Origin of the sequence: Occultella gossypii, from assembly GCF_019947135.1 — a bacterium.
Lineage (GTDB): Bacteria > Actinomycetota > Actinomycetes > Actinomycetales > Beutenbergiaceae > Occultella > Occultella gossypii.
On sequence record NZ_JAGSHT010000005.1, the window covers coordinates 275,238 to 288,509 of the forward strand.

General features: G+C 73.0%; 11 protein-coding genes. 2 read left to right on the forward strand and 9 right to left on the reverse strand.

The genetic code is table 11. From position 1 onward, the window contains the following. Positions 1 to 43: 43 nt before the first annotated feature. From KCQ71_RS06015 to pnuC, 9 genes are all read right to left on the reverse strand, one after another. A complete protein-coding gene (locus KCQ71_RS06015) occupies positions 44 to 2,191 on the reverse strand; it encodes a DEAD/DEAH box helicase (RefSeq protein WP_223403861.1) in 2,148 nt (715 codons plus the stop codon). A gap of 213 nt (positions 2,192 to 2,404) precedes the next feature. Next, positions 2,405 to 4,138, reverse strand: a complete 1,734-nt coding sequence (locus KCQ71_RS06020) for an NAD(P)/FAD-dependent oxidoreductase (protein ID WP_223403863.1) — start codon at positions 4,136 to 4,138, stop codon at positions 2,405 to 2,407. Between the two features lie 28 nt (positions 4,139 to 4,166). Further along, positions 4,167 to 5,600 carry an AMP-binding protein gene (locus KCQ71_RS06025; protein WP_223403864.1) on the reverse strand — a complete coding sequence of 478 codons (1,434 nt, stop codon included), beginning with the start codon at positions 5,598 to 5,600 and terminating at the stop codon, positions 4,167 to 4,169. Beyond that, entirely contained in the window at positions 5,593 to 6,213 is a 621-nt protein-coding gene (locus tag KCQ71_RS06030) for a hypothetical protein (protein WP_223403866.1), read from the reverse strand. Before KCQ71_RS06030 ends, KCQ71_RS06025 begins: the two co-directional genes overlap by 8 nt. Continuing rightward, on the reverse strand, positions 6,213 to 7,988 hold the full coding sequence (locus KCQ71_RS06035; protein ID WP_223403868.1) for a hypothetical protein: 1,776 nt from the start codon (positions 7,986 to 7,988) through the stop codon (positions 6,213 to 6,215). The genes KCQ71_RS06030 and KCQ71_RS06035 overlap by 1 nt, the downstream gene beginning before the upstream one ends. Beyond that, positions 7,985 to 9,010 carry a hypothetical protein gene (locus tag KCQ71_RS06040; RefSeq protein ID WP_223403870.1) on the reverse strand — a complete coding sequence of 342 codons (1,026 nt, stop codon included), beginning with the start codon at positions 9,008 to 9,010 and terminating at the stop codon, positions 7,985 to 7,987. The genes KCQ71_RS06035 and KCQ71_RS06040 overlap by 4 nt, the downstream gene beginning before the upstream one ends. Next, positions 9,007 to 10,593: a MoxR family ATPase gene (locus tag KCQ71_RS06045; RefSeq protein WP_223403872.1), complete on the reverse strand. Its 1,587-nt coding sequence runs from the start codon at positions 10,591 to 10,593 to the stop codon at positions 9,007 to 9,009. The genes KCQ71_RS06040 and KCQ71_RS06045 overlap by 4 nt, the downstream gene beginning before the upstream one ends. Before the next feature lie 41 nt (positions 10,594 to 10,634). Further along, positions 10,635 to 11,696 carry an AAA family ATPase gene (locus KCQ71_RS06050; RefSeq protein ID WP_223403874.1) on the reverse strand — a complete coding sequence of 354 codons (1,062 nt, stop codon included), beginning with the start codon at positions 11,694 to 11,696 and terminating at the stop codon, positions 10,635 to 10,637. Then, positions 11,693 to 12,340: a nicotinamide riboside transporter PnuC gene (pnuC, locus tag KCQ71_RS06055; protein ID WP_223403876.1), complete on the reverse strand. Its 648-nt coding sequence runs from the start codon at positions 12,338 to 12,340 to the stop codon at positions 11,693 to 11,695. The genes KCQ71_RS06050 and pnuC overlap by 4 nt, the downstream gene beginning before the upstream one ends. Positions 12,341 to 12,424: 84 nt before the next feature. On the opposite strand from pnuC, the gene KCQ71_RS06060 reads away from it, so the two are divergent. Both KCQ71_RS06060 and KCQ71_RS06065 read left to right on the forward strand, forming a co-directional pair. Further along, complete coding sequence (locus KCQ71_RS06060; RefSeq protein ID WP_223403878.1) at positions 12,425 to 12,760, forward strand: ArsR/SmtB family transcription factor; 336 nt, start codon at positions 12,425 to 12,427, stop codon at positions 12,758 to 12,760. Continuing rightward, complete coding sequence (locus tag KCQ71_RS06065; RefSeq protein WP_223403880.1) at positions 12,757 to 13,263, forward strand: SRPBCC family protein; 507 nt, start codon at positions 12,757 to 12,759, stop codon at positions 13,261 to 13,263. The genes KCQ71_RS06060 and KCQ71_RS06065 overlap by 4 nt, the downstream gene beginning before the upstream one ends. Positions 13,264 to 13,272: the final 9 nt, after the last annotated feature.

Here is a 13,272-nt window from a genome sequence, read left to right on the forward strand (position 1 = left end):
CGCGCTGCGGGAGGTCTGATGGGCACCTCTGCCCGGCGGGCGGTCAGCCCTCGAGGGCCTGCAGCATCAGGTGCACGAGGGCGTCGAGCTGGACCGAGTCGCTGCTGACGATCTCCTCGTCGCTGCCGTCCAGGGCGCGAGCGGCCAGGCTCTGCTTGGCGTCGATGAGCTCGGCGATCTTGGTGTCGATCGTGTGCGCGGCGAGGATCCGCCAGGCGGTGACCGGCTCCTCCTGACCGATCCGGTGCACCCGGTCGATCGCCTGGTCCTGCTCGGCGGCGGTCCAGGAGAGCTCGGCGAGGACCACGTTGGAGGAGGCGTGCAGGTTCAGGCCGACGCCGGCGGCGAGCAGCGAGCAGACCGCGACGGACACGTCGGCGTCCTTCTGGAACGCGTCGATGGCGGCCTGGCGCTGCGTGGTGGTCTGGTCGCCACGGATCGACACCGTGCGCAGGCCCGCGTCGGCGAGCATCCGCTCGGCGGTGTTCATGACGTCGATGTGCTTGGCGAAGAAGACGACCTTGCCGACCGAGTGCACCAGCTGCGCGGCGTAGTCCGCGGCGAGGGTGGCCTTGGCCTGCCCGATCTTGCGGACCATGGTGAACACGTTGTCGCCGTCAGCGGTCGGCGAGCTCGAGTCCAGTTCGGCCTGCGCCACCCGGCGCATGAGCTCCAGATCGGGCTCGTGGTTGTTCGGGATGCCGCCCTCGCGGGCCTCGAGCATGCGCAGGTAGCGGTTCACGAGGCGCTGGCCGAGCTCGTGCTCGGCGGCGCGGATCGAGCGGCCGATCTCGCCGTCCAGCTCCACCGGAAGGTCCGCCACCCGCTTCGCGGGCAGGTCCTTCGCGACGGCGGCCTTGGTGCGGCGCACGATGCCCATGTCGATGACGGCGGCGCGGGCCTGGGGGTAGAAGCCGCGGTCCGCTGGGGTGAGGCCGGTGGCCTCGAGCCGGCGGGTCAGGCGCGGGGAGGGCTGCTGGCCGTCGGTCCAGCCGAGGAACTGCCAGATGGCGTTGAAGTCCTCGACGTCGTTGATCAACGGGGTCCCGGTGAGCGCCATCAGCAGGGGGTTGTGGGTGGGCTCGCGGTCGCGGATCCGCTTGGCGAGGGACAGCACGTGCTGGGACCGCTGCGAGGTGAGGTTCTTGATGAAGTGGGCCTCGTCGACGACCATCGAGCGGAACCCGAGGTTGGACAGCCAGGACAGGTGCCGGTCCAGGATCGCGTAGTTCACCACGAACACGTCCGCGAACGCGTCCATGTCCCGGCCGTCGCCGTGGATCACGGTGACGCGGCGCTGCGGGGTCCACCGCTCCACCTCGCGGGACCAGTTGATCTTCACGACGTTAGGGACGACGGCCAGCATCGGGTAGGCGTCCGCCACCGAGGCCGCGATCACTGCCTGCGCGGTCTTGCCGAGCCCTGGCTCGTCGGCCAACAGGAAGGTGCGGTGGCCCCGGCGGACGCTCTCCAGCAGCTGGATCTGGTGGGGCATCAGTTCGAGCCCGGGTGGGGAGAACCGGTCGATCTTCGGGACCGGCGGCAGGTTCATACTGGCGGCGCCACCGCCGGCGCCCTGCTCGAAGGCTCGGTACAGGGGGTCGATCAGATCCCAGCCGGAGAGGTAGCCGACCGGCTCGGGGTCCGCGGGCCGGGACAGGTCCGGCTCGAGGAACGGGTTCGCGCGGACCCGGGCGCGCACCGCGACGGGCACGACCTGCTTGGCGGCGAGCTGCTCGGGCACGACGTCTTCGCGGCGCTGGACCGGGGCCTTGATCTGGCGCTCCTCCTCGCTGAGCTCGGCGCCGGATTCGAGCAGCCAGTCCAGGCGCATCCGCTGGGTGGCGGCCGACGGCGTCCCGTTCGGTTCGAGCAGCGACAGCAGGGAGGTGTCCTGGGCGGCGGTGCGCGCGAGGATGGTGGCGACGCCGTCGAGGCGCTTCATCAGCTCGGTGCGGGTGCCGCCCGAGAGCGACTCGTCCGCCTTGATGCGGGCCCGCTCGGAGCGCACCAGGAGCGCGATCACCTGGAACTTGGTGCGGTTCGTCGGCCCCACCTTGCCGTTGGCGGACTTCGCCTCCACCTCGCGCACCCGGCGGGCGAGGATGGGAAGCAGGGGCGCTGGGTCGTTCTGGCGGGCAGAACGGGTCCCGTTGCGACCCGAGGTACGGCGGCGGCCGTTCGACGGCATGATCCTCCTGGAAAGGTCGAGGACCGGACCATGGGTCCGAACTCTCGAGAGGCGTGGCGTCCCGGATGCGGCGACGGACAGGAGAGCCGACGTCATAATCGACGGTCGGGCCGACCCGCGTGGGGACCTGCGCTACACGCGATGCTACGGGAAAACGGCCTTTCCGTGCACGCCCACGCCGCATCCCGGAGTGTGGCCCCCCTCACACCCGGTTCAGAGCGCGAGGTGGGTGTGCACCTGGGCGACCGCGGAGGCGCCCTCACCGCTGGCCGCGGCGACCCGCTTCATCGACCCGTCGCGCACGTCTCCGGCGGCGAAGATCCCCGGCACCGTGGTCTCCAGCGGGGCGGGTGGGAGCCCGTCGCTCCAGTGCTCGCTGGGCACGTCACGACCGGTCAGGACGAAGCCCCTGGCGTCGCGGACGACCTCCGGCGGCAGCCAGCCGCACCCGGGGTCGGCGCCGAGCAGCAGGAACAGCCCATCCGCGGACACCCGCTCGGGCTCGGCGCCGCCGCTGCCGCCGCTGCCGTCGATGCCGATGCCCGCGAGGGTGAGCCACTCCAGATACCCGGAACCGCCGCCGTCGACCACGCGGGACCCGGTCCGCACCGTGATCCGCCGGTGGGTCCCGATCTCGTTGATCAGGTAGGCGGACATGGTCGCGGCCAGCCCGTCGCGGCGCACCACGATGGTGACGCTGCGGGCGAACCTGGCCAGGTGCAGCGCGGCCTGCCCCGCGGAGTTGCCGCCGCCCACCACGAAGACGTCCTTGCCCGCCATGTCCCGGGCCACGCTCGAGGCGGCGCCGTAGTACACGCCGCGGCCGATGAGCGACTCGATGTCGGGCACGCCGAGGCGGCGGTAGCTGACCCCGCACGCGATCAGGACCGTCCTGGCGCGCAGCTCACCGTCCTCGTGCTCCACGATGTGCGGCTGGCCGGGCGCCGCGGCGGGGCGCAGGCCGACGACGTTGCGGCCGGTGAAGATCCTGGCCCCGAACCGGGTGGCCTGCACCCGGGCGCGCAGCGCGAGCCGCATCCCGGAGATACCGCGGGGGAACCCCAGATAGTTGCGGATCATCGAGCTCGTACCGGCCTGTCCACCGACGGCGTCAGCCTCCAGGACCACCGTGCTCAGCGCCTCGGACGCCCCGTAGACGGCGGCCGCGAGCCCGGCCGGGCCGGCGCCGACGACGAGGAGGTCCGCGATGTGATCGGGGCCGAGGTCGTCCGGGGTGCCGTAGAACGCGCTGGCCACCGATCGTTGGGTCGCCCCGGCCAGTGGTGGGCGGCCGAGGCTCGCCACGATGGGCAGCGCCGCGTCCGGACCCACCGCCGCGCTCAGGCGGCGGCCGACCTCGCTGTCCGGGGTGAACCGGGCGTACGCCAGACCCATCCGGTCGAGGAAGTCGCGGATGCCAGGGACCTCGACCTGGTGACCGTCGTCCACGATGGAGACCTGGGTGACCTCCGGTGCCCGGGAGGACCAGGCCCAGTCCGAGAGGAAGTCCGAGATGGCGCTGTGGAACTCCTCGTCGCGCGGTCCCTGCGGGATCATCAGGTAGCTGTCGATACGCCCCTGCGCCAGGGCGGCACGCAGCCCGGCCAGCCCTGTGAAGAACGCCGCCGGCGCGGCCAGGATGATCCGGCGGCTGCGCGGGGTCTTGAGCCGGAGTGCGTCCATCAGCATCAGCGCGTCGCCGCTGACGCCGTGGTCCACGCCCACCAGGGCGACGTCCCGGCCACTGGTGACGAGCTGGACGAGCATCGCCTTGGCTGCCGGGCCCTCGACGACCGTGCGCACGTCGTAGTCGCGCGCGTACCGGCTGGTGAACTCGGACTCGAGGGCGGCACGCCGGTCGGCGATGGTGACGACGACGATGACGGGCAGCTCGGCCGGATGGTCCGGCACGGGGGGTGCAGTGGGCAGCGTGGGTGGAGTGGTCACGGGTGCGAAGGTACGCCTCCTCGACGCGCTACGGCGTGGCGCCGGGGATTTCGGAGCTGAAGCGGCGGGGTTTTCCGGGGCCGAGGTCGGCGGGCCGGGCCAGGCGGAGGCTGCGTGGCCGCCGGCCGAGCAGGCGCTGGATGCTGCGCAGGGCCGGTTCCTCGTCGCCGCCGACTGCGCGCAGGCGGAGTTCGCCATCGGCGCCCTGATGCAGGTGCCACGCGAGCGTGCCGTGGGCCTGGAGCACCTGGGTCAGGCCAACGGCGTCCACCCAGGTGCCGTCGGAGGCGGCGAACCGGACCGGGGTCCGGCCCTCGAGATCGGCCAGGGCGCCGTCCGCGGTGAGGCTCGCGTGGTCACCGGTGCGGTACCGCAGCAGCGGCAGGTACGGGTTCTCCGCGGAGGTCACCACGATCTCGCCGCGCTGCCCGACGGCGACACCTCGCCCGTGCGCGTCGAGCACCTCGACGTGGTGGCTGCGTGGGAGCAGGACGTGCGGGCCGCCGTCGACGGAGGCGGCCACCGGCCCGGTCTCCATCAGCCCGTACAGGTCGACGACGGGCGCGCCCCAGCGGGCGCGGAGCAGGTCCCGGGCCGCGGGGGAGAGCGCGTTGGCGCCGCTGATGACGGCGACCGGGCGCAGGGTGACCTCGACCTCGGCGAGGTCCACCAGCGCCGACGGCGTCGACGTGATCACCTGCGGGTCCACGGCGGCGAGGAACGCCTCCCGGTCGCCCGGCCGGCGCCACGCCGTCGGGTGCAGGTTGATGCGGGCCAGGCCAGCCTGCTCGAACGCCGAGAGCAGGCTGGCGTAGGTGAACGCGGTCTCCTGGGAGACGACGCTGAGCACCGCGAGCCGGCCGGGGTCCGGGGCCCAGTCCGCCCCGGCGAGTGCGACGAGCCGGCGCAGTTGGATCAGGTCCGAGCCCACCGTGCGGGCGTGCTGGGGGAGCACCAGGGCGGCACCGGTGCTACCGGTACTGGTGCCGGTGAACGCGTCGGCGAGGGACAGGTCCACCGGCACGAACGAGGCGAGGTCCGCGGCCAGGTCGGCCCGGGTGATGGTGGGCACGTCCGCGAATGCCGGTGGTGCGCCGCGCCAGGTCCGCCGGTAGCGGGGCACGGTGGTCGCGGCCCGCTCTAGCAGCGCGGTGACCCACGACGGCGGTGTGGATCCGGCCCGGGGTGGCTCGGCCCCACTGATCTCGGAGTGCAGGTGTGCCAACGCGGCGAGGTCGTCGGCGCCGAGGCGGTCGCCGCACTCGTGCACCCACGCGGGCGCGTGCGGGTGCGCCCGCAGCGCGGCCAGGCGGGCCGCGCCGGTCCCGGTCAGGGTGGGCCAGCGTTCGGCGTCGGTGAGCGCGGTGTCCGCGAACGGCTCGTACTCGCCCAGGACCGGGTCGCCGTCGTGGTGCGGCGGCAGCGGCCGAGCCGATGCGGCGGCGCCGGGGTGCTCAGACATAGGTGGTCCTCGCGGCGGCCTCACGGGCGCGTTTGTCCGCCAGCTGGGCGGCGAGCTCGGCCGCCCGGCGCTGCTCCTGCGCCAGCTCGGCCAGCGCTGCCGCGAGCGCAGGACTGCTCAGCGCGGTCAGCCGGTCCGCCGCGACCGCCTCGCTCTCCCCGGCCGGGCGCAGCCCGAGCAGGTCGAGGAACAACCGGGCCGCCTCCTCGCGGGACCGCGGGTCGGCCACCCACTGTGACGGCGGCACATACGCCGCGAGGGTGCCGACCATCCGCTGTGCCGCCTCGGTCAGCCGCTCCGGGGCCCACCATCCGGTCCACGGCCGCAGGGCGGGCCCGTGGAGCAGCGCGGCGAGGATCCCGATGGCGGCGCGGGTCGGCCCCTGCGCGGGCGCGGCGAGCGGCTCGGCCGCGCGGTGGGCGTCCCGGCCGCCCGGAAGGTCGCGGGCGACGTCGGCGAGGGTGTCCGACCAGAGCGCGAGGGCATCCACTCCCGGATCCCACACGTCCGGTGGTGTCGCGGCGAGGTCGCGCATGAGGTGGGACAGGGCCGGCCCGGGCGCGGACCCGGTCCGCCCTGCCTGCCCTGTCGACGCCGACTGCGGGGCGCTCATCATCTGCTCTCCGTGCGCTCGAGGTCCCAGACCCGGGCGGCGAAGTCCCGGGCGAACGGGATCAGGTCGTTCCAGGTGGAGACGGTGTAGACGTCGTAGTCCCCGGCCATCTCGACGTATTGCTCGCGCCGCTGCTGCGAGAGGTTCAGGATCAGGGAGCCACCACCGCGTGCGGCCACGAGGCACTCAGCCGCCTCGCTCGTCGTCTCCCGGTTCCTGAGGAACATGGAGTTGACCCCCGAGTCCGAGACGACGGCGATGTGGCACCGACGGCCCGTCTCGCTGGTCTCGCGTGGCCGCTCCTGCGTGCCGGTGCCGAGGTGCGTGGCCACGAGGTGCTCGAGCGGGAACGAGGTGCTCCCGCCGAAGTAGGCGACGACGGCGGCCAGGACCTCGTCGGCATTCTCGGTGAACCCATCGGTGCCGGCGACCTCGTTGTGGCCGGACCATGTGGTCGCCTGCACCCTGGCCCCGGCGCGAAGGGCCGAGAGGGCCATGATCGCGCCGGCCAGCGCGAGCGGGGAACGCGTGCGCCGTGGGTCGGGGATGGAGCCGGAGGAATCGAGGTACAGATCGAGGTCCACGGGCACCCGGTCCGGTTCGGTGCCGGCGTCGGACAGGAATTCCCGGCGCTGCAGCGTCACCCCCGGGATCGGCACCGGGCTTCGGACCAGGGACCCGGGCCAGTCGATCGCGCCGAGGTCCTCGCCGACATCCCAGTCCGTCAGGCCGGCCAGCAACGGGTCGGGGTGGGCGGGGGAGACCGTGCTCGGGAACGGCACCAGATGAGGGGCGGCGTTCTCGGCGTACCAGGCGATCGCGGCCCGGACCGGGTCCGACTCGAGGCCGAGCTGGCGCAGCACCGCCGCGTACGCGGCGGGCTCGAGCCCGTGTGGCTGCTCGTTCGTGACGGGACCGGAGCCCTGGTCCGCCAGATCGGACACCTCGGACTCGTCTGCAACGTCTAGCCCCGGGACGCTCGGCACCACCCGCGGGTCGAGGCTCGGATGCAGGGCGGGAGCCGCGAGCGACGGGTCGCTCGCGAGGCCCGTCGGGATGCCGCCGCCGTCCTCCTCCTGGTGACACACGACCCGCCAGATGGTGTGCATCGGCATCTCCTCGGGATCTGGCACCAGCTGACGGACCAGGGCCCCGAACCCGGCCGCCCCGCCGACCGCGTCGTCGGCGTAGGCGCGCACCGCGCGGGCGAGCAGCTGCGCCTCCCGCTCCACGGGGCGGTCAGGGATGTCGGGGCCGGCGAGTGAGCCGGTCGGCAGTGACCAGAGCAGCTCGTCGGCCCGCATCACGAGCCGCATGATGGTGTCCTGCTGACGCGGCGGCCCGATCCGGCGCCACACCTCGTCCATGCGCAGACCGGCGCGGCGCTGCAGACGGTCGTTGATGAGCAGGTCCGACCACAGGTTCGCCATCACGGGGGCGAGGTCGTCGCGGTCCACCAGGCCCACTCGCATCCGGATCAGCACTCGGGCGGCGGTGCCGAGATCGCCCGGCGCGAGCACGTGGTGGCCCACCTCGTGGGCGAGGATCTCGGTGGGCAGATCGCTCAGTCCCATCTGCTTGATGAGGTCGAGAGCGATCGAGACCCGGACGTCGCGCAGGTTGAACCAGGCGAAGGACCGAACGCCCTGCGGCCGGTCCGTCACGCGGATCAACTCCGGGCCGCTCAGCCGCAGGTGGCTGCCCCACGCGGCAAGGGCGTCCGGCCACGCCGCGTCCCACCGGGCGGTGAGCTGCTGCCGCTCCTCGGCCCTCATCGTCGCGTCACGTGCAAGTAGTAGGAGTGCTCGTGCGCCCGCACGGCCACGGCGCCCGACGGCGAGGGCGCGGCCCAGGCGGGCCGGTCGCCACCGGCGGGGGCCGGCCTGGGCACGGCGCGGGAGCCGTGGATGTCGGCGCGGACCTCCCAGTACCGGTATGGCGGGACGTCGCCGTGGGAGTCCGCGGGCTCGATGTCGTCGGCGCCGGCGGCACCATCGGTCGGCGCCGACTCGGTGCGCACCCACCAGCGCAGCCCGTCACCACCGAGCAGTTCCGGGATCCTGACCCACGGGCCCCCGAAGCCACGGAAGCCGCCGATGCGCCACGGGCCCGTCAGCCCCGGCCACCACCACGGGTCCTGCGCGTTCCGGGCCAGCACGCTCCGAGCGCCCCCGTCGGCCGCGGGGCCGACGGGGGCCTCCCACGGCGCGGCCGCCGACCCGCCCTGGCGCAGCCGCGCCGCACCGCCGAGCACGTGCTCGGGCAGATCGGCGGCCACCGTGAGCGCGGCAGCGCGCCAACCAACCGCGCCACAACGCCACGCCGCGACGGTGACGGCGCCGCGCAGGTGCGTCGGATCGGTCGCACCGGCCATGGCGACACCGACGAGGTCGCGCCAACGCACCACGTCGACGGTGCCCCGCAGCCGGGTGACGGCCGTGATCAGGTCCGTCAGCGCCGCCGCCGGCTCCGGGCCGAGTGCCGGTGCGAGCCGGGGGACCCAGTCGAGCAGCACCGCGGTCGTCGGGTCGTGCGGATGCCACCGGTGCGCGCTCACACGTGCGGCGGCGCGGGCCAGCACCTCCTCGGCGAGGGCGTCGAAACGCCCGGCCGGCAGACCGGCCGTCGCCACGCCGTCGAGCATCACCCCGATGCCCCAGAGCGCGCCGTGCAGGTCCGCCCGAGCTGCTCCGGCCGCCTGGGCGCGGGCGAGGACGTCATCGACGTGCGCGCGTCGGCCCACCGCCCAGGCGCGCCAGGCACCACCCGGCTGCGCTGCCACCTCGACCGCTCTCATGGGTTCGAGGACAGCCAGGTCAGGTAGTTCGTGTACCGCTGGTGTGCGTACTTCAGGGCGAGGGCGTCGTCGTACAGGTGGCCGTAGAGCTTGCGGGCCATCGACCAGGAGTCGAGCACCCGCTCGATCCGGGCCAGCCGCACCCGCACGCTCGCGGCATCCACGCCGTCGAGCCCGGCGTGCAGCTCGTCCAGGATCTCGCCGACCGAATCGGAGCCGTCACGGTCGAGGGTGTCGTACTGGGCGCACGCGTCGTCGAAGATCCCGCGCAGCCAGGAGATCCGGTCCGTGCGCAGCGGGGCGCCGTCGTCGCCGTCGAACACCCCGGCCCGCAGGTCCGGGTTGATCTTGTCGTGCAGCACGAACGGCAGCACCGCGCGGACGTCCTCGATGCCCACCTCGGGGCGGCCCCGGAAGAACGCCATCGCCTTCGAGTAGGAGATGAGCGACTGCAGGGACCGGACCGAGAGCCCGTTCAGGGCGGAGGTGCCGACGTCGGAGAGCCGGTCCCGCCCGGTGTCCTGTGCGGCGATCTGATGCACGTCCGCGCCGGCGAGGCGGGCGGTGTCCTTCGTGCGGTACTCGAACTGCACGCCGGCGCGCTCGAGGAACTCCAGCTGGGCGGCGAAGAACTCGATCCGGCGGCGCACGTCGGCAGGCAGCGGCATGGCCCGGATCGCGGCGTCGAGGGCGTCGTGCTCGGCCTCGGTGAACACGATGCCCTCCGGCACCTGCTCCTCGGGACGGAGCCGGCGCGCGGCCCGGTCCACCAGCTGGTCCAGGAACCGGGTGTTGAACGGCAGCGCGTGTGCCACCACGTCGATCCGGTCCTTGAGCGCCTCGACCACCTGGTAGGTGCCGCCGCCGGCATCGTCGTTGGCGGTCAGGTACCAGGCGGAGGAGCCGGTGGAGTAGATCTGGTCGTAGACCTCGACGTAGCCGTCCGCGAGCACGGTCAGCAGCGCCGACTGGGTGCGGGTGGGGATCCGGTTGTACTCGTCCACGATCTTCACGCGCATGCCGAGCCAGGTGCGCCAGGCGACGTCCACCTCGCCGAGGGAGTCGGCCGAGATCAGGTCCTTGGGCAGCGGCGTGCCGAACATGTCCGTCACGGTCAGCTGTGGGTGGCCGTGCTGCATCGCCCGGCGGACCTCACGGATCGGGTAGCCGGCCAGGATCCCCATCAGCACAGCGGATGCGGTCTTCCCACGGCCGGGCCCGCCGAGCAGCAGGCACCGGCCGCGCACGGCGAAGGTGAGCAGTGGCAGCAGCACGAAGCTCGAGTAGGACTGCGCGGACGGCAGCCGTAGCTCGGCCGCGCTGTCCCCCAGGGCGAAGGACCGGCCCGCCGCGCCTGGGCGTTCGAACTCGATGTCGTAGTGCGGGGAGATGATCGCGTGGTTGACGATCCAGAAGTAGGCCTGCCGCAGCTTCTCGTCGAGCCCGGTCGGGCCGGCCGACTCCGGCGCGAGCGGGGCGAACAGGTCGTCGACGCTGAGTTCGCGCCGGTCCTCGCTGCTCGCCGTGGGCAGCGTGGGGGCGGCGGAAAGGCCCTCCGGGGCGACGGCGGGGGGTGGGCTCACGCGGGCGCCCACCCGATTGCTCCGGGGTGCTCCGGACTCGTTCATCGGCGGGTCCTGCTTCCTGCGCGGTGCGCGTCGGTGCCGGCCTGGGGCAGCGGATCGGCGAGGCGCCGGCCGTGGTCGAGGGCGTCGATGCGATCGACGGCGGCCGCGAGCCTCTCGGCGGGGGAGCCACGCAGTTCGTGCCAGGGCACGCCGGAGCCGTCGAGGACCTCGCGGAACCGAGCGGTCATCGCGTGCCGCAGGTGTTCGCCGTCCCGCAGCCCGTCCTGGACGAAGTCGATCTCGTCGCCGGTGAGCAGGTACAGGTCGGGGCGCCGGCGCGCGGCCAGTGCGGCCACCGAGGGCGAGGCGGCGCCCACGTACCGCTCGTGCCAGACCGTGGTGGCGAGCACGTCGGTGTCCGTGATGAGCAGCGGTCGCGGGGTCCGGGCCGCGGCCTCGTCCTCGAGCCGGGTCTGCTCGGCGGCGACCAGGGCGAACTCGCTCGAGTGCCAGGGCGCCGTCAGCCCGCCGGGCCGGATCTCGCTCCAGGTCCGCCCGAACTCGGGCACCTCCGGCGTGCCGTAGTGGGCGGTCAGGTCGTCGGCCAGGGTGGTGGTGCCGGTCGACTCCGCGCCGACGACCACCACGCGGGTGGTCAGGTACGCGCGCACCGGGGCCGGCAGTGCCCACCAGTGACGGTGCGGATCCGCGCGCACGGCGGTCCCGGAGACCGGCACCTCCTGGCGGGCCGGGTCCACCCGCACCCACTGGGCATCCAGGCGGTCCGCGAGTTCCACTCCGTACGCGTCCGAGGTGAACACCGCGTCGACGGGTGCGTCCAGCAGGGAGGTGATGACGGCGAGGTGGGCCTCCCAGGCGGCGTTCGAGCCGTAGTCCACGGGGGAGTCGTCGATGGCGTGCACCACGTGGGCCTGGGGCGCCTCGGTGCGGATCCAGTCGGCGCGGACCGGCGCGGGGACCGACTCCACGGACGAGGCGAGCACCTCGACGGTGAGCCGCTCACAGGAGCGCAGCCCGGTCCGGATCAGGTTCAGGTGGCCCGCGTGCAGCGGGTAGAACTTGCCCAGGACGAGGCCGTGCCGGAAGCGGCGCGTCACGAGCGACCGACCCGTGCAGGGCCCACGGCGTCCGGGTCCGCAGCATCAGCGTCACGCTCAGCCCCGTCCACGCTGCCGACGGCGTCCGCACCGCCCAGCGCCTTGCGCCACTGGCGCATCCCGACCACGCACATCGCGAGGTAGACCACGTACAGCACCGCCGTCAGCCACAGCCCCTGCGACGCGTACAGGCCGATCAGGATCACGTCGGTGACCAGCCATACGGTCCAGTTGCCCAGCCACTTGCGTCCGAGCATCACCTGAGCGACCACCGACGAGGACGTGGTCAGCGAGTCCCAGAGCGGGACGGCCGAATCGGTCCACGCGGAGAGGGCGAACAGGCCCGCGACGGTGAGCATCGCCGTCACCCCTACCGCGGCGACCCACGCCCAACGGGGCGTGCGCCGCACGACGAGGGCTCCGCCGTCGGGCCCGCGCCTGGTCCACCAGTACCAACCGAGCGCACCGACCACGGCGAACAGGACCTGCAGTGCCGCGTTCGCGTACAGGCCGGCGCTGGAGAACAGGATCAGGAACGCGACGTTGTTGGCGAGCCCGATCGGGAACGTCCACACGTTCTGGCGGACGGCGAGCCACACGCAGATCGCGCCGGTGACGAATCCGAAGACTTCCGTGGGGTCCACGCCCGCGAGACTAGCCGACCGGGGACTGGTGGATCGGTGGGAGCCGCATGTTGACACATGCCGATATGGGTATATATTGAGCACATGGCACGAGCAGCAACGACGGCGGATGCGTTCAACGCGGTGGCAGAACCACTGCGACGCGACATCCTCGATGCCCTGGCGGACGCCGAACGGTCCGTGGGGGAGGTTGTCGACCTGCTCGGGTTGGGGCAGCCGCAGGCGTCCAAACACCTGCGGGTCCTGCGTGAGGTGGGGTTGGTGGACGTGCGAGATGAAGGGCGTCGGCGGTTGTACCGCACGAACGCGCACGCGCTGCGGCCGATCCACGAGTGGGTCAGTCGCTACGAGGAACAGTGGAACGAACGGTTCGACGCGGTGGACACCGTGCTCGAGGAACTGAAGGAGAGCGAGTCATGAGCCAGACGACGACGAAGGGCACGGCGGTCCTGACGCTGCCGAGCGACACCGAGATCCTCGTGACGCGGGAGTTCAACGCGCCGCGACACCTCGTCTACCGGGTCTTCACCGAGCCGGACCTGATCAGGCGGTGGTGGGCCGGCCAGCGCGGCAACGTGACGGTCGCCGACGTCGACCTGCGGGTCGGCGGCGCCTGGCGGTACGTCCTGGTGGCCGACGGCGGCTTCGAGGTCGGCTTCCACGGCGAGTATGAGGAGATCGTGCCCGACGAGCGGATCGTGTGCACCGAGATCTTCGAGGGCATGCCCGGCGGCGAGGGGGCGGGCGAGGCGACCCGGATCACCTACACGTTCACCGAGACCGATGGCCGGACCACGCTCGAGGTGCTCACCGCCTGCAAGTCCAAGGAGACCCGGGACATCATCATCTCCTCGGGGATGGAGGTCGGGATGCAGGAGGGTTACGACCTCGTCGAGGAGCTCGCGGTCGAACTGGCGCTCTGACGCGGCCGC

What these genes read in the sequence shown, in the direction of transcription:
- KCQ71_RS06060 (WP_223403878.1), top strand. Translation starts at nt 12,425, where the DNA reads ATGGCACGAGCAGCAACGACGGCGGATGCGTTCAACGCGGTGGCAGAA.
- KCQ71_RS06015 (WP_223403861.1), bottom strand. Translation starts at nt 2,191, where the DNA reads ATGCCGTCGAACGGCCGCCGCCGTACCTCGGGTCGCAACGGGACCCGT.
- KCQ71_RS06065 (WP_223403880.1), top strand. Translation starts at nt 12,757, where the DNA reads ATGAGCCAGACGACGACGAAGGGCACGGCGGTCCTGACGCTGCCGAGC.
- KCQ71_RS06035 (WP_223403868.1), bottom strand. Translation starts at nt 7,988, where the DNA reads ATGAGGGCCGAGGAGCGGCAGCAGCTCACCGCCCGGTGGGACGCGGCG.
- KCQ71_RS06040 (WP_223403870.1), bottom strand. Translation starts at nt 9,010, where the DNA reads ATGAGAGCGGTCGAGGTGGCAGCGCAGCCGGGTGGTGCCTGGCGCGCC.
- KCQ71_RS06025 (WP_223403864.1), bottom strand. Translation starts at nt 5,600, where the DNA reads ATGTCTGAGCACCCCGGCGCCGCCGCATCGGCTCGGCCGCTGCCGCCG.
- KCQ71_RS06030 (WP_223403866.1), bottom strand. Translation starts at nt 6,213, where the DNA reads ATGAGCGCCCCGCAGTCGGCGTCGACAGGGCAGGCAGGGCGGACCGGG.